Annotated in this window: 18 protein-coding genes, 1 tRNA gene and 1 pseudogene; 11 read left to right on the top strand and 9 right to left on the bottom strand. The window is 74.5% G+C overall.

All coding sequences use genetic code 11. The features are described from left to right. Positions 1-22: 22 nt before the first annotated feature. Positions 23-1,294 (bottom strand): zinc metallochaperone AztD, encoded by a 1,272-nt coding sequence (gene aztD / locus OOT42_RS16050; RefSeq protein WP_273652160.1) that lies wholly within the window; start codon positions 1,292-1,294, stop codon positions 23-25. A gap of 228 nt (positions 1,295-1,522) precedes the next feature. Between aztD and OOT42_RS16045 the strand changes: the two genes are divergently transcribed. Beyond that, on the top strand, positions 1,523-2,167 hold the full coding sequence (locus OOT42_RS16045; protein WP_273652159.1) for a DUF6518 family protein: 645 nt from the start codon (positions 1,523-1,525) through the stop codon (positions 2,165-2,167). Between the two features lie 30 nt (positions 2,168-2,197). Here OOT42_RS16045 and OOT42_RS16040 read toward each other — a convergent pair whose 3' ends face one another. The 4 genes from OOT42_RS16040 to OOT42_RS16025 are packed head-to-tail and all read right to left on the bottom strand — an operon-like array spanning position 2,198 to position 4,661. Further along, the gene (locus OOT42_RS16040) at positions 2,198-2,548 is read right to left on the bottom strand and encodes a hypothetical protein (protein WP_273652158.1); all 351 of its coding nucleotides are present in this window, start codon (positions 2,546-2,548) and stop codon (positions 2,198-2,200) included. Continuing rightward, on the bottom strand, positions 2,518-3,438 hold the full coding sequence (locus OOT42_RS16035) for a CynX/NimT family MFS transporter (protein ID WP_273652157.1): 921 nt from the start codon (positions 3,436-3,438) through the stop codon (positions 2,518-2,520). Before OOT42_RS16035 ends, OOT42_RS16040 begins: the two co-directional genes overlap by 31 nt. Positions 3,439-3,471: 33 nt before the next feature. Beyond that, the gene (locus tag OOT42_RS16030; protein ID WP_124344215.1) at positions 3,472-3,996 is read right to left on the bottom strand and encodes a MarR family winged helix-turn-helix transcriptional regulator; all 525 of its coding nucleotides are present in this window, start codon (positions 3,994-3,996) and stop codon (positions 3,472-3,474) included. Positions 3,997-4,049: 53 nt separating this feature from the next. Continuing rightward, entirely contained in the window at positions 4,050-4,661 is a 612-nt protein-coding gene (locus OOT42_RS16025) for a TetR/AcrR family transcriptional regulator (RefSeq protein ID WP_273652156.1), read from the bottom strand. A 125-nt stretch (positions 4,662-4,786) separates the two neighbouring features. On the opposite strand from OOT42_RS16025, the gene OOT42_RS16020 reads away from it, so the two are divergent. From OOT42_RS16020 to pth, 5 genes and pseudogenes are all read left to right on the top strand, one after another. Continuing rightward, a tRNA-Gln gene (locus tag OOT42_RS16020) sits at positions 4,787-4,858 on the top strand. Positions 4,859-4,966: 108 nt separating this feature from the next. Further along, positions 4,967-6,622: a bifunctional UDP-N-acetylglucosamine diphosphorylase/glucosamine-1-phosphate N-acetyltransferase GlmU gene (gene glmU / locus OOT42_RS16015; RefSeq protein ID WP_273652155.1), complete on the top strand. Its 1,656-nt coding sequence runs from the start codon at positions 4,967-4,969 to the stop codon at positions 6,620-6,622. Next, on the top strand, positions 6,619-7,602 hold the full coding sequence (locus OOT42_RS16010) for a ribose-phosphate diphosphokinase (RefSeq protein ID WP_273652154.1): 984 nt from the start codon (positions 6,619-6,621) through the stop codon (positions 7,600-7,602). Before glmU ends, OOT42_RS16010 begins: the two co-directional genes overlap by 4 nt. Positions 7,603-8,002: 400 nt before the next feature. Beyond that, positions 8,003-8,633, top strand: a pseudogene (locus OOT42_RS16005) (50S ribosomal protein L25/general stress protein Ctc). An 85-nt stretch (positions 8,634-8,718) separates the two neighbouring features. Then, positions 8,719-9,339 carry an aminoacyl-tRNA hydrolase gene (gene pth / locus OOT42_RS16000; protein ID WP_273652153.1) on the top strand — a complete coding sequence of 207 codons (621 nt, stop codon included), beginning with the start codon at positions 8,719-8,721 and terminating at the stop codon, positions 9,337-9,339. Between the two features lie 70 nt (positions 9,340-9,409). On the opposite strand, the gene OOT42_RS15995 is transcribed toward pth, so the two are convergent. The 4 genes from OOT42_RS15995 to OOT42_RS15980 form a co-directional block, all read right to left on the bottom strand. Then, on the bottom strand, positions 9,410-11,614 hold the full coding sequence (locus OOT42_RS15995) for a right-handed parallel beta-helix repeat-containing protein (protein WP_273652152.1): 2,205 nt from the start codon (positions 11,612-11,614) through the stop codon (positions 9,410-9,412). A 400-nt stretch (positions 11,615-12,014) separates the two neighbouring features. Continuing rightward, positions 12,015-13,640: a hypothetical protein gene (locus tag OOT42_RS15990; protein ID WP_273652151.1), complete on the bottom strand. Its 1,626-nt coding sequence runs from the start codon at positions 13,638-13,640 to the stop codon at positions 12,015-12,017. Between the two features lie 619 nt (positions 13,641-14,259). Continuing rightward, positions 14,260-15,360 carry a glycosyltransferase family 4 protein gene (locus tag OOT42_RS15985; RefSeq protein WP_273652150.1) on the bottom strand — a complete coding sequence of 367 codons (1,101 nt, stop codon included), beginning with the start codon at positions 15,358-15,360 and terminating at the stop codon, positions 14,260-14,262. Further along, entirely contained in the window at positions 15,357-16,286 is a 930-nt protein-coding gene (locus tag OOT42_RS15980) for a glycosyltransferase family 2 protein (RefSeq protein ID WP_273652149.1), read from the bottom strand. The genes OOT42_RS15985 and OOT42_RS15980 overlap by 4 nt, the downstream gene beginning before the upstream one ends. Before the next feature lie 115 nt (positions 16,287-16,401). Here OOT42_RS15980 and OOT42_RS15975 point away from each other — a divergent pair, with 115 nt between their 5' ends. From OOT42_RS15975 to OOT42_RS15955, 5 genes are all read left to right on the top strand, one after another. Next, a complete protein-coding gene (locus tag OOT42_RS15975; RefSeq protein ID WP_273652148.1) occupies positions 16,402-17,514 on the top strand; it encodes a glycosyltransferase in 1,113 nt (370 codons plus the stop codon). A gap of 161 nt (positions 17,515-17,675) precedes the next feature. Next, positions 17,676-19,208, top strand: a complete 1,533-nt coding sequence (locus OOT42_RS15970) for a sugar transferase (protein ID WP_273652147.1) — start codon at positions 17,676-17,678, stop codon at positions 19,206-19,208. A 170-nt stretch (positions 19,209-19,378) separates the two neighbouring features. Beyond that, on the top strand, positions 19,379-20,626 hold the full coding sequence (locus OOT42_RS15965) for a DUF1972 domain-containing protein (RefSeq protein WP_273652146.1): 1,248 nt from the start codon (positions 19,379-19,381) through the stop codon (positions 20,624-20,626). Further along, the gene (locus tag OOT42_RS15960) at positions 20,623-21,423 is read left to right on the top strand and encodes a CDP-alcohol phosphatidyltransferase family protein (RefSeq protein WP_273652145.1); all 801 of its coding nucleotides are present in this window, start codon (positions 20,623-20,625) and stop codon (positions 21,421-21,423) included. Before OOT42_RS15965 ends, OOT42_RS15960 begins: the two co-directional genes overlap by 4 nt. Then, positions 21,420-22,100, top strand: a complete 681-nt coding sequence (locus OOT42_RS15955; protein WP_273652144.1) for a hypothetical protein — start codon at positions 21,420-21,422, stop codon at positions 22,098-22,100. The genes OOT42_RS15960 and OOT42_RS15955 overlap by 4 nt, the downstream gene beginning before the upstream one ends. The last annotated feature ends 159 nt before the right edge of the window (positions 22,101-22,259 follow it).

The raw sequence follows: 22,259 nt of genomic DNA, 5'->3' as shown, positions 1-22,259 counted from the left end.
ACGTGCCGCCCCGCCGTCGACGTCAGTGCGCGTGCCGCCCCGCCGCCGACGTCAGCTCGTTCGGCGTCACGTCCAGCTCGACCGACCGCCACACCTCGCCGGTCGCGACGTCGACCGCGAGCACGCGGTTCGTCGCCGGGTCCGTGACGTACGCCGTGCGGTCGAGCACGTGCAGCGTCGGGCGCGGCTCCTGCCACTCGTCGGGCTCGGTCCAGGCGTCGATCAGCGGGAGCGAGCGCGTGAGGGCGCCCGACTCGGGGTCGACGACGTGCAGCGACCCGTCGGTGCCCAGCACCAGCGCCTCGCCGTCGTGACCGCGGCCCAGCGACCGGAACGTGTACGACGCGGGCAGGTCGACCAGGCGCAGCGTCGCGGTGCGGGTGTCGACGAGCGACACGCGCGTCGGGCGCTCGAGGTCCGCGTCGGGGTCCGACTTGTAGTCGCCCAGCACGACGGGCGACTCCTCGCTGCCCGCCTGGTTGCCGATGCGCCCGTAGGCGTCCGGGCTCGCGACCTTGGTGATCGTGTCGTCGCGGACGACGACGAGGCCGTCCTGGCACCCGACGACCACGACCTCCTCGGCCGCGACCGCCTCGCCGTGCACGCCCGGGCACGCGTCGGTCGCGGCGATCTCGGTGTCGTCCGCGCCGAGCAGGCGCACGCCGCTGCGCTCCTCCTCGGTGCCGTCCGAGACGACGAGCGCGTCGTCGCCGCGCAGCACCGCGACGCCGTGGTGCGGCGACGGCGTGGTGTACGTGCGGGTCACGGCGTCCCGGCCGCCCGCGACGTCGTGCACGTCGAGCACGGTGACCTCGCCCGTGCCGTCGTCGAACAGCGCGACCCGGTCGCCGTGCACGACGACGTGCCCGGGCTTCTCGGCGGGGTAGGTGACGTCGGTCAGCACCGGGTCCGCGGTCCAGTAGTGCGCGTGGTCGCCGTGCTCCTCGGCCCAGGTGCCCGCGTCGAGCACCTGGAACCCCGCGTCGGTCGACACCATGACGTGCCGGCCGTCGCCCGCGGGGTTCACGCGCAGGAAGCCGTCCTTCTCGATGCGGTCGACGGTCTCGAGCGTGTCGGCGTCGAGGACGAGCAGGCCGCCGTCGTACGTGACGACGAGGCGCGGCTGGTACGTGGCGGCCTCGGCGGGGGAGCCGGTCGCGGTCGTCGTCGTGGTCGCGGCGGGGGTCGCGTCGCCGGCGGTGCCGGCGCACGCCGCGAGCAGGGCGAGGGGGAGGGCGGCGGCCGCCGCACGGGTCGCGCCGCGCAGGCGCGATCGGGTGGGGGTCTGCGTCATGGGCTCGTCCGGTGCGTGGGGCACCGGCTCCTTCCTGGTCGAGGGGCGACGCGGGTGCGTCACGACGAGGACGGTAGCAGATGATGAAACTCATTCTCACTAAGAGGATGTCCGCCTCCGGACGCACCCGCTCCCGCGTGCGGTCCGACCGCAGGGTGACCCGGGCGACGCGCGCACGAACCCGGAGGGCGACGCGGCCACGGCGCTCCCGGCCTAGCGTCGACGTCCGTGACCAGCACCGTCGCCGTCCTGCCCGCCGACCCCACCCGCCGCGCGGCGCCCACCCTCGTGGTCGTCGCCCTCGGGGCCCTCGCCGGGCTCGCGTGGGGCGCCGCCACGTCGTTCCTCCAGACCGTGCTGCCCGCACCCGTGCAGGGCCTCGCCAACGCCGTGTCACCGTGGCTCGTCGTCCCGTTCCTCGTCGGCGTGCGCTCGCGCACCCGGGGCGTGGCCGTGCTCGCCGGGCTGCTCGCGTGCGTCCTGCAGGTCGTCGGGTACTACGTGACCGCGGACCTGCGGGGCTTCGGCGTCTCCGTCACGTCGGTCGCCGAGTGGATCGTGACCGGCGTCGTGGGCGGCCCCGTCTTCGGCCTCGCGGGCCACCTGTGGCGCACCGCCACCGGGCGGCTGCGCGGGCTGGGGGAGGCGCTGCTCGTCGGGGTGTGGGCGACCGAGTCCGTCGTCGGCTACGGCGTCCGGCTCGGGTACGTCGTCGACGCGCTCGTCTTCGGCGCCGTCGCCGTCGCGCTGCTGCTCACCGTGGGCCGCCGACCCGGACCGCTGCGTGCCACCCTGCGCTGGCTCGCGGTCACGCTGCCCGCCGGTGCGGCCGGGATGCTGCTGCTCGACCCGCTGCTGCAGATCGTCGGTTGACCCAGTGGCAGGCCGAGGCGACCGAGGGCGTCAGGCCGGTCGGCGGACCGAGCGCAGCGCGAGCTGCGCCGCGACCGCCATCGTGAGGACGGACCCGAGCACCACGACCAGCGGTGCCTGCCAGGTGCCCGACGCCGCGTGCACCGCACCCAGCACGCTCGGACCCGCCGCTCCGCACGCGTAGCCGAAGCTCTGCACCGCCGCCGACATCCGCCGCGCGGCGCGCTGCGAGCCCGCCGTCTGCGCCACGACCGTGAAGATCACCGCGAAGTTGCCGCCCTGTGCGACGCCCGCGAGGACGCACCACACCGCCCACGCCGACGGCGCCAGCACCAGGCCCACCGGGAGCGTCACCCAGCCCAGCGCGATCGCGAGCGACACGACCCGCATCGGCACGCGCCGCGACAGCGCGATCGGCACCGCGACACCGCCGACCATCCCGAACAGGCCTGGAACAGCGCCGCGGCACCGCCCGACGCGGTCGGGTCCATGCCCGTGCCGTCGTGCAGCACCGTCGGCAGCCACGCGCTCACCGCGTAGTACCCGAACGCCTGGCCGGCGAACGAGACCGCGAGCAGCCACGTCACCGGGCGGCGCAGCGCGTCGGGGACCGCGCCACCGCCCGTGGTCGGGTCGTCCCCCGCGGTGGCCGGCTCGTCGTCCCCGGCGGCACCCGCCGCGCGCACGACCGCGTCGGCCCGTCGCCCGTACGCACGCCGCCACACGACCAGCCCGAGGACGGCCAGCCCGCCCCACGACGCGAGCGCCCACCGCCACCCGACGAGCGACGCGAGCGGCTCGGTGAGCGTCGTGGTCAGCACGCTGCCCGCGTTGAGGGCGGCCGTGTAGAGGCCCGTCGCCCGCGGGACGGCGGACGGGAAGTCCCGCCCGATCACGACCGGCACCGCGACGTTCCCCGCCGTGATGGCGACCCCGATGAGCACCGTCCCGACGAGCGCGGTGCCGAACCCGTCGACCGACCGCAGGACCGTCCCCACCAGCACCGTCACGAGCGACGCCGTCACGACGCGCGTCGTGCCCTGCCGGGCGAGCAGGATCGCGACCAGCGGCGTCGCGAGCGCGAAGCACAGGACCGGGACGCCCGTGAGCAGCCCGACGCCCGCGGCCGACAGGCCGAGGTCCGCCTGGACGTCGTCGACCACGGGGGCGAGCGCCGTGATGGGGGCGCGCAGGTTGAGCGCGTAGAGCAGGACCGCGGCGAGCAGCAGCCCGCGCGCACCGTCCGCGGCGGCCCGCCGAGCCGCCGTCATGCGTCCACGGCCCGTCGGGGAGCCGTCATGCCCTCACGACGCGTCGAACGGTGCCACGACCTCACGCAGCAGGTCCGCGAGCCGCTGCCGGTCCGCCTCGTCGAGCTCGCCCAGCAGGCCGCGCTCGACGTCGAGCAGGTCCGCGAACGCGGCGTCCACGCGCGTCCGGCCCGCCTCGGTGAGCTGCACCAGGACACCGCGCCGGTCGTCCGGCGACGGCTGGCGCTCGACCAGCCCGTGCTCGACGAGCCGGTCGATGCGGTTCGTCATCGTGCCGCTCGTCACGAGCGTCTGCGTGAGCAGCGCACCGGGGGACAGCCGGTAGGGAGCGCCCGCACGACGCAGCGCCGACAGGACGTCGAACTCCCACGTCTCCAGGTCGTGCCGCGCGAACGCCCCGCGCCGCGCGAGGTCGAGGTGGCGGGCCAGCCGGCTCACGCGCGAAAGGACGGTCAGCGGGCGCACGTCGAGGTCCGGCCGCTCGCGCTCCCACGCGAGCACGATCCGGTCCACCTCGTCCTGCGCCCCGGGATCGTCGGGCGCCGTCCCCGGCGTCATGACCGCGAGATTACTCGACGTCGACACAACCGGACCGGGACCCGGGCGTGTCGTCACGCGACCGGCTCGGTGTTCCGGGTCAGCTGCGGGCGGCGCTCCAGCCCGGACAGGCCGTTCCACGCGAGGTTCACGAGGTGCGCGGCCACCTCCGCCTTGCGCGGTCGGCGCGCGTCGAGCCACCACTGGCCCGTGAGCGCGACCATGCCGACGAGCATCTGCGCGTAGATCGGCGCGGTGCGCGGGTCGAGCCCCTGACTGCGGAACTGGTCGGCGAGCAGGTGCTCGACCTTCGTCGCGACGTCGCCGATGAGGCTCGAGAACGTGCCCGTCGCCTGCGCGACCGGCGAGTCGCGCACGAGGATCCGGAAGCCGTCCTCCGACGCCTCGATGTAGCTGAGCAGCGCGAGCGCCGTGCGCTCGACCAGCACCTTCGGGTGGCCGCCGCCCTCCAGGGCGCCCGTGAGCGCCCCGGTGAGGGCCGTGATCTCCCGGTCGACGACGACCGCGTAGATCCCCTCCTTGCCGCCGAAGTGCTCGTACACGACCGGCTTGGAGACCTCCGCGCGCGACGCGATCTCCTCGATGCTGGTCCCGTCGAACCCCTTCTCCGCGAACAGGCGGCGGGAGACGTCGAGCAGCTGCGCACGACGTTCGGTCCCCGTCATGCGCGAGCGGGGTGCTCGCCTCGTCTCCGCAGCCACGGGGAACATCATGCCGTGTGCGGCCCACGGACCCCCGAGGGTCCGCCTGTCGGCGCCTGGCAGACTGTCGGCCGACGGCACGGCGCCGGTCCGCCCTGGTGTAACGGCAGCACGCAGGCCTTTGGAGCCTCGCGGTCCAGGTTCGAATCCTGGGGGCGGAGCCGCTCGGGCCACCCGTCGGGAGGGCCCTGGGGTCGGCGGTAGAGTGCAGGTGCCCACGGTCCCGCCGCCCGGAGTGCTCCGGGCAGACCCGCGAGGAGCACCCTCAGGTGACGTTCCCCCGCCCGGCTGCCGTCGTCGTCCTCGCCGCTGGTGAGGGAACGCGGATGCGCTCGGCAACCCCCAAGGTCCTGCACACCCTCGCCGGCCGGAGCATGCTCGGTCACGCGCTCGCCACGGCGCGCGCGCTCGACCCGGGCCGCGTCGTCGTCGTCGTCCGGCACGGCCGTGAGGCCGTCGCGGCGCACGTCGCCGAGGTCGACCCGCAGGCGCTGCTCGCCGACCAGGACGACATCCCCGGCACCGGCCGTGCCGTCCAGGTCGCGATGACCGCGCTCGACGCGGCCGCGCAGGCGCAGGCGGCCGGTGCGTCCGGCCACGGCGTGGGCGTGCCCGGCTCGGCCGCGGGCGTGCTGCTCGACGGTGCGGTCGTCGTGGTCGCGGGCGACGTCCCGCTGCTCGACGCGGGCACGCTCGGTGAGCTGCTCGCAGCGCACCACGCCGACGGCAACGCGGTGACGGTCCTCACGACCGAGGTCGACGACCCCACGGGCTACGGCCGCATCCTGCGCGAGCCCGGCACGGGCGACGTGCTCGGCATCGTCGAGCAGAAGGACGCCGACGACGAGCAGCGCGCGATCACCGAGATCAACTCGTCGATCTACGTGTTCGACGCCGCGGTGCTGCGCGGCGCGCTCGGCCGCCTCGGCCGCGACAACGCGCAGGGTGAGGTCTACCTGACGGACGTGCTGGCGATCGCGCGCGAGGCCGGCGGCCACGTGCGGGCGCTGCGCACCGACGACCCGGTGGTCGTCGAGGGCGTGAACGACCGCGTCCAGCTCGCACGGCTGCGGGCGGAGCTCAACCGCCGGATCCTCGAGGACTGGATGCGCGACGGCGTCACGGTCGTGGACCCGGCGACGACGTGGGTCGACGTCGACGTCGAGCTCGAGCGCGACGTGACCCTTCTGCCCGGCACGCAGCTCCACGGCGCGACGGTCGTCCGCGAGGGCGCGACGGTCGGCCCGGACACGACGCTCACGAGCGTGGAGGTCGGCCCGCGCGCCACGGTGAGCCGCACGCACGGCGAGCTCGCGGTGATCGGCGAGGGCGCGAGCGTCGGCCCGTTCGCCTACCTGCGCCCCGGGACGGTGCTCGGCACCGACGGGAAGATCGGCACGTTCGTCGAGACCAAGAACGCGCAGATCGGCACCGGCTCGAAGGTCCCGCACCTGTCCTACGTGGGCGACGCGACGATCGGCGAGCACACGAATATCGGCGCCGCGTCGGTGACCGTCAACTACGACGGCGTCAACAAGCACCACACGACGATCGGCTCGCACGCCCGCACGGGCGCGGACAACATGTTCGTCGCGCCGGTCACGATCGGCGACGGCGCGTACACGGGGGCGGGCAGCGTCATCCGGCGCGACGTCCCGCCGGGCGCCCTGGGCGTCTCGGCCGGCGCGCAGCGCAACATCGAGGGCTGGGTCGCGCGGGCCCGGGCCGGCACCGCTGCCGCCGACGCCGCCGCCCGCGCGGGTGGTGGCGCGGCCGACGAGCTGTCGCCGCAGGCGCGCGCCGAGCGCGAGCGCGCCGCCCAGGCCGCGAGCGGCCCTCGCCGGACCCCGCCGCCGGACCTGCCCGACCAGCCCACCCCGCTCGCCGACCCGGCAGGCCCGACCACGGAGGAGTCGGCGCGATGACCGGCATCGTCTCGAACGACGGCGAGAAGCGCCTGGTGCTCGTCTCCGGACGCGCGCACACCGAGCTCGCGTCCGACGTCGCGGAGCACCTCGGCATCGAGCTCGTGCCGACCACGGCGTACGACTTCGCGAACGGCGAGATCTACACCCGGTTCGGCGAGTCGGTGCGCGGCTCGGACGCCTTCGTCCTGCAGTCGCACGCGCGGCCGATCAACCAGTGGATCATGGAGCAGCTGCTCATGGTCGACGCCCTCAAGCGGGCGTCCGCGAAGACGATCACCGTCGTCGCGCCGTTCTACGGCTACGCCCGTCAGGACAAGAAGCACCGCGGCCGCGAGCCGATCTCGGCCCGGCTGCTGGCCGACCTGTTCAAGACGGCCGGCGCCGACCGCCTGATGAGCGTGGACCTGCACACCGCGCAGATCCAGGGCTTCTTCGACGGCCCGGTCGACCACCTGTGGGCGATGCCGACGCTCATCGACTACGTCCGCACGCGCGTCGACACGTCGAACGTGACGGTGGTCTCGCCCGACGCCGGCCGCATCCGTGTGGCCGAGCAGTGGGCGGCGAAGCTCGGCGGTGCCCCGCTCGCGTTCGTGCACAAGACGCGGGACATCCGCAGCCCGAACAAGACGGTCGCGAACCGCGTCGTCGGCGAGGTCGAGGGCCGCTCGTGCGTGCTCGTCGACGACCTCATCGACACCGGCGGCACGATCGCGGGCGCGGCGCGCGTGCTGCTCGACGCCGGCGCGAAGGACGTCATCGTCGCCGCGACGCACGGTGTGCTGTCCCACCCGGCGGCCGAGCGCCTCCAGGAGAGCGGCGCGCGTGAGGTGATCGTCACGGACACGCTGCCGATCGAGGACGAGACCCGGTTCGAGAAGCTCACGGTGCTGTCGATCGCGCCGCTGATCGCGCGGGCGATCCGCGAGGTCTTCGACGACGGCTCGGTGACGTCGCTCTTCGACGGCAACGCCTGACCTGCACGGACGGCCCCGGACCCGCCTCGTGCAGGTCCGGGGCCGTCGTCGTGCCCGGCGCCCTGCGCGGGGGTGTGGCACACGCCGCTCGTCCTCACCCGGGACCTTGCGGGAGTTGGGGATGGGTGCCGCCAGCGGGTAAGATCGTCAGGTTGCCTCGGCGAGGGACGTCGGACGGTCGTACGACGTGGCCCAGGTGCGGTGCAGGTCCACCGCCCGGGTCGCACGGCCGCACCAGCTCCGTGATCGACTGGGCGCACGCCTCCGCGTGCCCGTCCTGCGCCCCGCGTCGAGGCCACCACCCACGCCGTTGTTCACGTGCCGCCGCCCCGGCGGTGGCACCGCCATCACCGTCATCCCGTCCGCGCCCGGTCGCGGACGCCTGCTCCTGGGAGTCACCGTGTCCGAGGTCAAGCTCGTCGCCACCGCCCGCACCGAGTTCGGCAAGGGCGCCGCGCGCCGCCTGCGCCGTGCCCACCAGATCCCCGCCGTCCTGTACGGGCACGGCTCGGACCCGGTCCACGTGTCCCTCCCGGGCCACGAGACGATGCTCGCGGTCAAGCACGCGAACGCCCTCTTCGAGATCGAGGCTCGACGGCAAGACCACGCTCGCGCTGGCCAAGGACGTCCAGGTCGAGCCGGTCCGCAACGTCATCGAGCACGTCGACCTGCTCATCGTGAAGAAGGGCGAGAAGGTCGCCGTCGAGGTGCCCGTGCACGTCGTCGGCGAGTCCGCCCCCGGCACGATCCACGTCGTCGAGACGCAGGCCGTGTCCCTCGAGGCCGAGGCGACGCACCTGCCGCAGAACGTCGAGGTCGACATCGCGGGTCTCGAGGCCGGTGCCATCGTGCACGCCGGCGACCTCGCGCTGCCGAAGGGCGCGACGCTCGTGACGGACGCCGAGGTGATCGTCCTGACGGTCAGCCTGCCGCAGGTGTCGGCGGACGACCTCGCGGCCGACGAGGCCGCTGCCGAGCTCGCCGCCGAGCAGTCGGCCGCCTCCGCCGCGGACGCCCCGGCCGAGGGCTGATCCTCCAGCACCACCCGCGACGCCCGGTACCGTTCCTGCGGTGCCGGGCGTCGTCGTTCGTCCGACCTCGACGCAGGGAGCGTTCATGACCGACGGACCGTGGCTCGTCGTGGGCCTCGGCAACCCGGGGCCGCAGTACGCGGGCAACCGCCACAACGTGGGCCAGATGGTGCTCGACGAGCTCGCGCGCCGCACCGGTGCGTCGTTCGGCGGGAAGGGCGGCGGGGTGCTGTCGCGCCGCCCGCAGGCCGCGGTCGCCGAGGCGCGGCTCGGGACGCTGCCCGGCGGTGTGCCCGGCCCGCGCGTCATCCTCGCGAAGCCGACGACGTACATGAACGTGTCCGGCGGACCGGTGGCGGCGCTCGCGAAGTACTACGACGTGCCCGCGGAGCGGGTCGTCGTGGTGCACGACGAGCTCGACATCCCGTTCGCCGACGTGCGGCTCAAGCGCGGGGGAGGCGAGGGCGGCCACAACGGGCTCCGCGACACGTCGAAGGCGCTGGGCACCAAGGACTACGTGCGGGTGCGCGTCGGCGTGGGCCGGCCGCCGGGCCGGATGGACCCGGCCGACTTCGTCCTGCGGGACTTCGCGAAGCCCGAGCTCAAGGACCTGCCGTGGCTGCTCGACGCCGCCGCGGACGCGGTCGAGGCCGTCGTCGTCGAGGGCCTGGAGAAGGCCCAGCTGCGCTTCCACACGAAGGCCTGACGGCACCCGAGGCCCGGCGCGACGAGGACGGCACTCCCGTGGGGGTGCCGTCCTCGGCCGTGCGAGCGGGTCAGTCGCCGCGCGAGACGCTCACCGCGCTGCCGTCGGTCCAGGTGTTGCGGGCGACGGTCAGCACCTTGCTCGTCGTCGAGGGCGCGATGATCGCGCAGTTCGCGACGCGCTGGTCGCGGCTGAAGACGTTGTCCGTGATGACGACGCCCTGGAACGGGCCCTTGCCCTTCTCGGCGAAGTTGATGGTGCACCCGCCGCCGCCGGCCCAGTTCTTCGAGATCGTGACGTTCGAGACGACACCCTGGTCCTGCGTGAACTGGATGCCGCTGTTGTTCGCGTCCTCGATGGTGTTGCCGACGATCGTGATGTTCGACCCGGTCTGGATCTGCACGGTGTCGTCGTGGCTCGGGGTGTTGTTCTGCAGCGGGTCCTTCTCGTAGTGCAGGTTGTCGTGCAGCCACGACGACTCGATCGTGACGTTGCCGCCGGTGAGGTGGAACACGTCGATGACGTCGTGGATGTTGCTGCGGCGCACGGTGATGTTGGACCCGCGGACGCCGTCGATGTGGGCCGACGGCGACTGCGCGTACAGCTCGCTGTCCTGGATCAGCACGCTCGCGCCGCTGGTGTTGTTGGTGACGAGCGCGCGCTGGATGGTCGTCGCGTAGCCGCGGATGATCGAGTTCTTGATCGTGACGTTGGGCGCCGCGATCTTGACGAACCCGCGGATGTCGAGCGAGTCGACCACCGCACCGGGGGTGGTGACGGTGAGGTCGCCCTCGTGCACGGTGAGCCTCGTCCCAGCGGGCACCCCCGTGTTGGACGCGCCCGGCTTGACGCTGCCCGGTGCGGCCGTCGTCTGCGGCTGGGGAGTCGCGGTGGCCGTGGGCGCCGCCGTCGGCTTCGGGGTCGACGTCGCGGTCGGCGTCGGGGTGGGGGTCGGCGTCGGCGTCGGGGTGGGCGTCGGCGTGACGGTGGGCGTGGGGGTCCGTGTCGACGTGGGCGGCGGGACCGTGACGCCGCCGGGGCCGACGACGTAGCCGACGACCTCGGGGGTCACGCGGACGCTCGCGTCGCTCGACGACAGCGTGATGGTGTCGCGCGCCGCACCGCCGAGCGGGACGAGTGCCTGGTTGCGGGCCGGTGCGTCGGGCGACGCGACGAGGAAGGTCGTCTCGCGGCAGTCCTGCGACGCGGCAGTGCCGGGGCACGCGCTGAGCTCGGTGGGACGCCAGGCGCCCTTCGCGGTGAGCCGGACCTGGACCGCGGTGGCGTTCGCGGGGACGTCGTCGAGCGTGAGCGTCGCGCTGGCGCCCGACTTCACGACCTTGTCCGCGAGCGTGTCGGGCTCCTCGAGCGTCTGCAGGTTGCCGCCGGTGCTGCTGACCCCGCGGGCGACGTACCACCCGTCGACGTCGATCGCGACGGTGTGGTCGCCCTGCTGGTTGAACAGCTGGAGCGTGCCGCCGGCGCCGAGCCGCACGACGAGCGACGCCTGCCGGGCGCGCTCGGGGATCGGGTTGAGCACGGAGGTCGCGGCGCACGTCGCGGTGGTCTGGCCGTCGGGGCACACGGCGACGTACGAGGTCTCGGTGCTGGCGGTCGAGGTGAGCCGCAGCGCGACGGCGGTGGCGCCGCGGGGCGCCTCGGGGAGGGTCAGCGCGGTGGTGCCGCGCCCGGAGACGCTCGTCTCGAGCACGCGGTGCGGGTCGACCGGGACGTAGAGGGAGTCCTCGGCGGCCGAGCCCTTCGAGGCGTCGACGCCGAAGCCGTGCAGGTCGGCGAAGACCCGGGTGTCGGCGGTGGCCTGCAGCGTGACGGTGGGCTGTCCGGCGCTGACGGGCACGGTGACCGTCGCGGACGCCGGCTCCTCGGCGGTGACGACGAGCGCGGGCGACGCGGTGCACGCGTCCGTGACGGCGCTGCCCGGGCACACGGAGATGCGCGTGGTGGTCGCGGTCGTGCGCGCCCCGGTGACCTGGAGGGTCGCGGACGTGGCGCCGGCCGGGACCGCCGGGAGCGTGACCGTGACGGTGCCGCCGGGGGCCAGCGTCGTCCCCGACAGCACACGGGTCGGTGCGACGGGGCGGTAGACGCCGATCGGTGCGGACTCCGCCGGGGCGATGATCGCGACGACGAGGGCGACGGCGAGGGCGGCCGCGGACGCGACGGTGGTGACGAGGCGTCGGCTCGGTGCGGTCGTCCGTGGACGGGCCGCCCGGTGGGTCGGCGGGTGCTGCGTCTCGCTGTGTCGTCCTCGCACGGGCGGTCTCCAGGGTGGGGGCCAGGGCGTCGAGCGGCGATCCGACAGGTCCTGCACGGGTGGAGCACCCGTCCGTGGAGGGTCCTGCCGGTCCCGCGAGGAGCCCGGGCCTGCGACTTCGCCGCGTACGTGGCCCTGGCTCGCCGCGCACGCCGACTATAGGAGAAACACCCATTCGGCGGAATCACGACGTCTCGGACACGCCTCGTCCGGGCCGTGACCTGTTCGTGACCTGCGTCGGGACCGCGGGGCAACGGATCTCGGCATGTGGGACGTCTTCACCCGCCCGCCGTGAGCCACGACGGACGGAGCCCGCCCCGGGGTGTCCGGGACGTGCTCCGTCCGTGCGTGGGCGCGGGGGACCGGTCGGTCCGGCGCGCCCGTGGTGCGGAAGGGCTGGTCAGCTGCCCTTGCGGACGGTGGCGACGGCGCCGTCCGTGAAGTAGTTGTTCGAGTTCGCGACGACCGTGGTGGTCGGCGAGATGATCGCGCAGTTGTAGACCTTCGTGGTGCGGCCGAACTTGTTGTCCTTGACCGTGATGCCCTGGAACGGGCCCCTGCCCTTCTCGGCGAGGTTCACGGTGCAGCCGCCGCCGTCGAGGTAGTTCTTGTCGACGGTCACGTTCGAGACGATGCCCTGGTCCTGCGTGAACTGGATGCCCGTGTTGAACGCGCCCGAGATGTTGTTGCCGACGATCCGGATGTTGTTGCCCTTCTGGATCTGGATGCTGTCGTCGTGGCTCGGGGTGTTGTTCTGGGCCGGGTCGACCTCGTAGTGCAGGTTGTCGTGCAGGTAGGACGCCTCGATGGTGACGTTGTCGCCGTAGATGTGCGCCATGTCGATCACGTCGTGCAGGTTCACGCGCTGGAGCTTGAAGTTGTAGCCGCGCACACCGTCGACCCAGGGGCCGGGCACGGAGTTGTAGAGCTCGGAGTCGACGACCGTGACGGACGACGTGGTGGACGCGCTGGTGATCAGCGCGGTCTGCTTCGAGGTCGCCGCGCCGCGGATGATCGAGTTCTTGATCGTGACGTTCGGCGCCGCCACCTTGACGAAGCCGCGGACGTCGAGGCCGTCGATGACCGCGTTCGGGGTGGTGATCGTCAGGTCGCCCTGGTGGACCGTGAGCCTGGTCCCGTTCGGCACGCCCGTGGTGGTGGCGTCGGGCACGTAGGTGCCGACCACGCCGGGGGTGACGGGCGCGGGGGCTGCCACCTCGGTCGACGTGGCGCGCACGTTGGCAACGCGGACCGAGATCGGGGCGTTCGTGACGGACGGACCGGTGTAGCCGCCGAACGCGATGCCGCCGGCCGTCTGGAGGGCGGCGGTGCTGTCGCTCGCGGCGACCTGCCAGTCTGCGGGCTCGGCGGTGCCCGCGGCCCAGATCTTCGCCTGGAGCTTCGTCGGGGAGGTGCCGGTGGCGACGAGGCGGACCTCGAGCTGCTTGCCGGCGCCGCCGGTCAGACCCAGGGGCGTCTGGGACGCCAGGGTGGTCGTCGTGGAACCGTTCACGCTGATCAGCGACGTGCGCACCTTGCCGTCGGCGAGCATCTTGACGCGGAGGCGGTAGCCCGACGTCGCGTTCACGAACCGGCCGACGACGTCGGCGTCGACGCTGCCACCGACCGGCGTCTTGTCGAGGCTGACCGTCGCCCGGAGGTCGGTGTCGCTCGACTTCACGGTCGGGAGCGAGGTGCCCAGCTGCCAGCCGGCCTTGCGGACCTGCATGCTCGCGATGCCGTTCGCGACGGCGTAGTCGTTCGCCTCGCCCCCGGCGGTGCTCCACGCCCCGCCGGTGACGGCGGTGCCCCACCCGCCCGACACGGTGCGGCCGAACGCGTCGACGGCGACCGTCGTCGGGGTCGCCGTGTTCGCGGCGAGCGACTCGGCGCTGCTCGTGTAGTCCGCCGTCGTGGCGGACGCGGGAGCCCCGAGGCCGACGATGCCGACCGAGAGTGCGCCGGCGAGCACCGCGAGGGCGGTGCGGCGGACTGGCGCGGAGACGTGCAGGCGTGCGGAAGACATGCAAAAACTCCTCGGGATGTGAGAGTCGCTGGCGCGCTCGACCGGGTGGGGTCGTAGCCGGGGCTGGAGCCCTGGGGAACCGTCGGGCTGCCTGGCCCGCGGTGTGCGACGCCAATCAACTTATCGGCGGGAAATCGCCGGACTTGGGCCGCTGGTCCCAACGTTATGTCACTCCGAATGAGGCTCGACGGCGGTCAGACAACTCCCGACATACGTTGACCTGTGCCTTCGCTGGCGAATGTCCGGATTGCCCCGGGTGACAAGTTCGCCAGGTGAGTTATGTCACAACCGCGGCGCGTATCGCCCGAGTCGGCAGGAATCGGACGTAAACGCTTTCCGGTCGTCACCCGAACGGCCCTCGCGAGCCGGCCGCGACGGGCACCCCGGACCTGTCGGGGCGGGCCGTCGGGCCGGTCGCGCTCGGCCGGTCGGGCGAGCGCGAGGGACGTCGGACGCCGGCTCTGCTAGGCCGCGACGAGCGGGTGAAAACGGCGCAGAGGCCCCGGAACGAGCGGCTGGACGGGTGAACGGCGGACCGCCCGTCCGGGTGACGGACACCCGTCCCGTACTCCGGACGGTGGGTGCCGGTCGCGCGGTGTGCCGTGCGCCACGGCCGACGTCAGCGGCCGGCGGTCTCCCGCACGCCCGCGGTCCGGCGCAGCGCGGTGACGAGCTCCTGCGCCGACCGGTCCCAGCCGAACGCGGCGACGTGCGCGCGCGCGGCGTCGGCGTCGAACGGCAGGCGACCCGCGAACGCGTCCGCGAGCAGCCCCGCCCACCGGTCCGCCGCGTCGGGCGCGGCGACGTCCACGTAGGAGCACGCCGGGCCACCGGCCTCCGGGATCGCCGTCGCGTCCGACGCCACGACCGGCGTGCCCGCGGCGAGCGCCTCGAGCAACGGGATCCCCCAGCCCTCGCCGCGGCTCGGGAACACGAAGACCGTCGCGTGGCGGTACAGCTCCCACAGCGCGTCCGGCGCGACGTCGCTCAGCTGGACGGCGCGCGGCTCCGCCGCGAGACGGGCGAGCGTCTCGCGGTCCTCGAAGTCGTCCCGCCCGACGACGACCAGTCGCACGTCAGGGTCCTCGACCCGCGCGAACGCGTCGAGCGCGAGCGCGAGGTTCTTGCGCGGCTCGAGCCGCCCGACCATGAGCGCGTACCGGGTGCCGGCCGGCACCTGCGCCGGCAGGGCACCGCCCGTCGGGGGATCGGGGTCGACGCCGTTGTGCACGAGCACGATCTCGTCGGCGCGACGGCCGTAGACACGAGCGATCTGCGCGCGCGAGTACTCCGACACCGTCGCGACCGTGCCCGCGCGGCGGGCCGACCAGCCGACGAGCAGCTTGTTGCGCCAACGTGTGCCGCGGCCGAAGAACTCGGGGTGCGTCTCGAACAGCACGTCGTGCACGACCACCAGCTGGCGGCGCGCGAACCGCGGCGGGCTGAAGTACTGCGTCACGAGCACGTCGAGCCCGTCCTGCCGCACGGCGCGCGGCCAGAACCTCAGGTTGCGCCCGACCGGCCCGCCCGGCGGGAGCCGACGGTGCTCCACGGGCACGTCGCCCAGCAGGGCGGCCGTGCGCGCCGGGTCGCCCGAGTAGACGACGAACGTCAGGTCGGCGGCGAGCAGCGGCGCCCGCCGCAGCGTCTCCAGCACCCACGTGCGCGACCCCTGGAACTTGCCGTCGAGCACGTGCGCGTCGATCCCGACCCGCGTCACGCGGTCACCTCCGTCCGGTCCGGCCGCGGCGCGGGCCGCAGCAGCGCGCGCAGCGCCCAGCCGACGCCCTCCGCCGAGCCGCGCAGCACCGCCCCCACCGGTCGCACCGGCCGCAGCAGCTGACGGCGCCCGCCGCGCAGCAGGACCTGCCACGCGTACGACGGCGTCCGCCACAGCCAGCGGCGCACGTCCGCGGCCGGCAGGTGCTTCGCCGCGAACACCAGGCGGTTGCGACAGTTGTAGCGGTAGTACGTCGGCGACTTCGCCCGCGACCCGGCGGTCTCCTGCGTGCCCCCGACGTCGTGCACGACGACGAGGTCCTGCCGCACCTGGAGCGTGCCGCCCGCGGCGGTCCACCGCGTCGAGAGGTCGACGTCCTCCCAGTAGAGGAAGTAGTCGTCGTCGAACCCGCCCACGCGGGTCCACTCGCCGACGTCCGCCGCGAGGCACGCGCCCGACAGCCAGCCCGTCCGCTGCGGCGTCCCCGGCGCCTCGACGTTGCGCGTCCGTGCACCGGCCACGTCCAGCGCACCACCCGTGAACCACGCGCGACCGTCCGGGCGCTCGACGCGCGGCGAGACCAGCGTCCGCGGCGACGCGGTGACGGCGTCGGCGAGCGCGTCGAGGACGTCGGCGGGGACGCGGGCGTCGGGGTTCACCACGACGACGGCCGTGCACCCCAGGGCCGCGGCGCGCGCGACCCCGGCGTCGACCGCGGCACCGAACCCGGCGTTCGTCGCGTTCTCGACCAGCTCCCACCCCTGCTCGGCGGCGACGGCGCGCACGTCGGAGCGCTCGCGCGGACCCTTGAAGTTGTCGACGACCACCACCGCGGCCGGTCGGCGCAGGGCGGCGACGTCGACGTCGGCGAGGTTCGCGCGCAGCAGCGAGGCGGAGCCGAAGCTCACGACGACGATCCCGAGCACGGTCGAACGCTATCTTGTCGGACACCCCGCGACGGCGGGCGGGAGCGGGTGAGACCGCAGGCCGGACGGCCCTCCAGCCTCCGCGGGGACCACCCGGACGACGAGGAGACGCCCCGTGACGACAGCGAGCGCAGGAGGCGCCGGCCGCACCGCGCTGCCCCGGGTCCGGCTCTACGAGACGCTCCGGACCGCCCACCTGGAGCGCGCGCACGAGCTCGCGCCCGCGTCGATCGTCTACCGGAGCCGGCGCTACGACTTCGACTCCGGGCTGGCCCGGGGCCTGGACCTGGTCGAGGCCGGTCCCGCCCGCGCCGCGTGGGTGCTGGCGCGGTCCGACGTCCGTGAGCTCGAGGTCAACGAGCCGCTCATGGTGTCGAGCCTGCGCCGGTCGGCGCTCGCGCTCGCGGCCGTCGACCTGTCGCGGCGCGTGCGGCGGCGACCCCGCGCGCTCGTCGTGACGTACGCGATCGCGAACGACGACCCGTTCCGGCCGCCCGCGCGTCCGGGTGCGGCGGGGCGGGTACGGCGGTGGCTCGACGCCCGGCTGATCGCGCGCGTGGCCGGGCGGGTCGACCGGGTCGTCTTCGGCACACCGGCCGCGCAGGAGCTCTACGGCGCGCTCGTGCCGAGGCTGCGGCGCGCCGAGCACGTCCTGCTGCCGGCGCTGCCCACGGCGTGCGGGTGCGGCCCGCTCGACGCGAAGGACGCCGACGAGGTGCTGTTCGTGGGGGCGTTCGAGGAGCGCAAGGGCGTGCGCGAGCTGCTCGCGGCGTGGCCCGCGGTCGTCGCGGCGCACCCCGGCGCGCGGCTCACGCTGGTCGGCAAGGGCCCCCTCGTGGACGAGGTGCACGCGTTCGCCGCCGACCGGCCGGAGGTCACGGTCGTCGTCGACCCGCCGCGCGCGGAGGTCCACGCGCACCAGCGCCGGGCGGCGGTCGCGGTCCTCCTGTCGCAGCGGACGCGCACGTGGCGCGAGCAGGTCGGCCTCCCGGTCGTGGAGGGGCTCGCGCACGGCTGCGCGGTGCTCGCGACGACCGAGACGGGCCTCGCGGCGTGGCTCGGTGCGCACGGGCACGCGGTCGTCGAGCCCGACGCCCCGGCGCCCGCGGTCGCGGACGCGCTCGTGGGGCTCCTCGCAGCCCGCCGGTCGCCCGCGTCGGTCGTGGGCGACCTGCCCGACGTCGACGGGCGCCTCGCCGCGGACGCCTGGCTGCTGCGCGCGCGCTGACCTGGGCGGCCGCCGCTGGTCCGGTCGGGCGACGTGACCCGAACGGGTGTGAGTCACCGCACACCGGGGCGCACGGGTGAAAAGCGGCCGAGGCGGATGAATCCGACATACCCCCCGTAATACGTTCATCCACAGTTCTCGCACGAGGGGGGTGGGTGTTCATGACGCTGACAGCCGGGCACGGGTCCGAACGGACCGACGCGTGGCTCGAGCGGCGCCGCCCCGCCAAGTTCCCCCGACGCTCGTGGGCGTCCCCGGAGCCCTTCGTGCGCCGGGCGACCGAGCACAACTCCGGGGAGGACGCGCTCGGCGCGCTCCCGTGGGTCCACAGCGCCACCGGGTACCAGCGCGTGACCGTCGCGATCGACGCCGCCGCCGCCGGGGCGGGTGTGACCGCCGCCGCGGTGCTCGGCGGGTCCGCCTGGTCGTCCGCCGCGGTCCTCGGTGCGGTCTGCGCCGTGGCGCTGCCGGTCACCGTCGCGGCGATGCGCGGCTACGAGCGGCACAACATGGGCGACGGTCCCGGCGAGTTCCAGGTGCTGCTCCGCTCGTCCGTGCTGCTCGCGGCGCTCGTCATGGCCATCGCCTACCTCACGACGCTCCCGGTCCCGCGCGAGGTCGTCGTCGTCGGCGTGCCCGTCGCCGCGGCCGCCGCGTGCGCCGCCCGCTACCTGCACCGCCGGTTCCTGCACGCACGACGCAACCGCGGCCAGGCGATGATGCGGACCATCGTGGTCGGTGACACCGCCGCGGTCGCCGACGTCATCGACGACCTCAGTCTCGCGCCGTACCACGGCTACCTCGTCATCGGGACGTGCCTGTCGGACGTCGAGCCCGAGACCGAGGTGCCGGTCCCGACGCTCGGCGCGCTCGCGGACATCCCGCAGATCGTCTCGGACTACGCGGTGTCCGTCGTCGTCGTCGCGGGCAACGCGCTGAGCGGCCAGGCGCTGCGCCGGCTGTCGTGGGCCCTGCGTCGCGCGGGCGCCGAGCTCGTCGTCGCGCCCGGCCTCGTCGAGGTCGCGCAGGAGCGCGTGAGCGTGCACCCGACCGCGGGCCTGTCCCTGCTGCGCCTCGAGATCGAGCCGCCGCGTCGCCGGCTCGTCGCCAAGGCCGTGATGGACCGCGTCCTCGGGCTCGTCGCCCTCACGCTCGTCGCACCGGTCATCCTCGTCGCCGCCGTCGCCGTGCGGCTGACGTCGCCCGGTCGCGCCTTCTACACGCAGACGCGGGTCGGCGTCGACGGGCGCGAGTTCACGATCTGGAAGCTGCGCAGCATGTACCGCGACGCCGACCGGCGCCGCGCCGAGCTGCTCGACAGCAGCGACCGCGACGGGCTCATGTTCAAGATGGCGCGCGACCCGCGGATCACGCCCGTCGGGCGCGTGCTGCGCCGGTTCTCGCTCGACGAGCTGCCGCAGTTCTACAACGTCGTCCGCGGTGACATGTCGCTGGTCGGCCCGCGGCCGCCGCTGCGCGAGGAGGTGCTCGGCTACCACGACGCCGTGCACCAGCGGCTGCGCGTCAAGCCCGGCATCACGGGGCTGTGGCAGGTCAGCGGCCGCGCGGACCTGCCGTGGGACGAGTCGATCCGGCTCGACCTGCGCTACGTCGACAACTGGTCCGTGACGATGGACCTCATGATCCTGTGGAAGACGTTCCGCGCCGTGGTCACCGGCGCCGGGGCGTACTGACGCACGGCCGCCGACCGCACCGCGGCGCGCAACCGACCAGGCCACGGTCGGAACGGACACAGACGGACGACCCGGACGGCGGTACCCGCCGTGCGTGCGGCGCGGGATGCTCGACGTCCCGCCCACCGACCCGGGCCCACCCCCGCGTGCGGGACGACGGAAGGACCCAGATGAGGCGCTCGCAGGACGGGCCGCTGCGCATCGCGCTGATCGGCACCCGCGGCGTGCCTGCCCGGTACGGCGGCTTCGAGACGGCGGTCGAGGAGGTCGGGGGACGGCTCGCCGACCGCGGCCACGACGTGCTCGTCTACTGCCGCACCCCGGAGCGCGCCGACCGCGTCCCCACGTACCGCGGCATGAATCTCGTGCACCTGCCCGCGCTGCGCCGCCGCTCGCTCGAGACGCTCAGCCACACGGCGCTGTCGGTCGGGCACCAGGTCACCCACCGGCACGACGCGGCCGTCGTCTTCAACGCCGCGAACGCCGTCTTCCTGCCCGCGCTGCGCGCGGCGCGTGTCCCCGTGGCGACGCACGTCGACGGGCTCGAGTGGCGGCGCGCCAAGTGGGGCGGCGCGGGCCGGCGCTACTACCGGGCGGCCGAGGCGCTCGCCGTGCGCTGGTCCGACGCGCTGATCGCCGACGCCGCGGGCATCGCCGACTACTACACGGCCGAGTTCGGTGCGCCGACCGAGCAGATCGCCTACGGCGCGCCGCTCCTCGACGGGCTGGACACCGACGCGCTCGCGGGCGTCGGGCTCGAGGCGCGCGGCTACCACCTGGTCGTCGCGCGGTTCGAGCCGGAGAACCACGTCGAGCTCGTCGTCGAGGGGTACCGTCGGTCGGGCGCGCGCCTGCCGCTGGTCGTCGTCGGCTCCGCGCCGTACGCCGACGAGTACACGCGCCGCGTGCACGCCGCGGCCGACGACCGCGTGCAGTTCCTCGGTGGTGTCTGGGACCAGGACCTGCTCGACCAGCTGTACGCGCACGCGCTCACCTACCTGCACGGGCACAGCGTCGGCGGCACCAACCCGTCGCTGCTGCGCGCGATCGGGGCGGGCGCCCCGACCGTCGCCTACGACGTGTCGTTCAACCGGGAGGTGCTGCGCGACGCAGGTCGCTGGTTCGCGACGCCCGACGACGTCGCGCGGCTCGTCGAGGACGCCGAGGCGGACCCGGCCGGCGCCCTGGCGCGCGGTGCGGCGGCCCGGCGGCGCGCGGAGGACTACGACTGGGACGACGTCGCGGACGGGTACGAGCGGCTGTGCCGCCGGCTCGCCGCGGGTGAATTCCGCGGGCGCCGCCGGCCGTCGGGCCGCCGCCGCCCCACGTCCGGTGCGACGGCGGTACCGTCGCCTGACCCCGCACCCGTGCGCGTCCCGTCGGACGCCGTCCCGGCCCGCCCGGACGGTGCCGCATGACGACCACGCCGCTGCACCAGGAGGAGCCGGTGACCACCTCGGTCTCGGAGACGTTCGCACAGACGCTCGGCCGTCTCGGCTCCGTCCAGAAGGGCGCCCGTGGGGCCCCCGCCTACTCGCGGTTCGTCAACCGCCGCGCCGGCCGCGTGCTGGCCGCGTGGGCCTACCGCGCGGGGCTCACGCCCAACCAGGTCACCGCGATCAGCGCGGTCTGGACGTTCGCCGCGATCGGCGTGCTCGCCCTCGCGCCCGTCGCGTGGTGGACGGGCGTGCTGGTGTCGGTCCTCCTGCTCGTCGGGTACGCGTTCGACTCGGCCGACGGCCAGGTCGCGCGGCTGCGCGGCGGCGGCAGCATCGCGGGGGAGTGGCTCGACCACATCATCGACGCCGTCAAGGTCTCGAGCCTGCACCTGGCGCTGCTCGTCGGTCTGTACCGCGCGGACGTCGTGCCCGACACGTGGCTGCTCGTCCCGCTCGCGTACTCCGCGGTGTGGTCGGTGCTGTTCTTCGCGATGATCCTCAACGACCAGCTCCGGCGGCAGGCGGGCGTGACGATGCGGGCGACCGCGGGCGGGGACCGGCCGTCGGTGCTGCGCTCGCTGGTCGTGGCACCGACCGACTACGGCGTGCTGTGCCTGTCGTTCCTGCTGTACGGGTGGACGACGGGCTTCGCGGTCGTGTACGCGCTGCTCGCGCTCGCGACCGCCGGCTTCCTCGTGCTCGCGCTGCGCTCGTGGTTCGCGGAGATGCGCACGCTGCGCCGTCCCGCCGGTGACGCCCGGGGCGGTGAGGCGTGAGCGAGGCGCCCGCGCGCCGGCCCGTGCCGCGCTGGGCGGTCGTCGCCGTCGCCGCCCTGGTCGTGCTCGTCCTCGGTGGCGTCGTCTGGGCGGCCGTCGCGCAGTCCGGCTCGGCGGACGCCGGCCCCACGTCGTCCGCGTCGCCGTCGCGCTCCGCGGGCGAGGACGTGCGCGACGAGCCGTCGCCCGTGGAGACGCCCACGGCCCCCGCTCCCGGTGAGCCGGGCGGTGGCGCCACGGACGACGCCGACCCCGCCGCGCCCTACACGCCCGTGACGAAGGACGCGGTGGCGCTCGACCAGCCCGCTGCGTTCGACTCCGGCGTCACCGCGGAGCTCACGACGGTCGAGTCCGTCGCGGGCGAGGCGCAGGGCCCCGGCGAGGTCGCCGGTCCGGCGGTGCGCGTGACGGTGCGGCTCACGAACGGCACGTCCGCGGCGGTCCCGCTCGACAGCGCGGTCGTCAACGTCTACGGCGGGCAGGACCTCGCTCCCGCCGAGCCCCTCACCGGCCCGGGCGGCAAGCCGTTCTCCGGGTCCGTCGCGCCGGGCGCGTCGGTGACGGGCGTCTACGTCTTCAACGTGCCGGCCGACCAGCGCGACCGTCTCCAGGTGACCGTGAGCTACGACCCGACCGTGACGACGGTCCTCTTCGAGGGCGCCGGCCCCGCCGCCTGAGCCCGTCGTGGCCGTCCCGGCCCGAGCCGCGCGCAGGCTCGGGCCGGGATCGCGCGTCCGTGCAGGTCAGCGCTGCGGTGTCCCCCGGACGGGTGTCCGAGTATCACCCCCCGTGACCGGTGTTTTCACCCTTACTGTCCTGTTTTGCGCGGTTTCGCG

The sequence above is a fragment of the Cellulomonas fimi genome (assembly GCF_028583725.1).
GTDB lineage: Bacteria > Actinomycetota > Actinomycetes > Actinomycetales > Cellulomonadaceae > Cellulomonas > Cellulomonas fimi_B.
The sequence above is the reverse complement of the archived record's forward strand: the minus strand, read 5'-3'. Positions and strand labels throughout refer to the sequence as shown.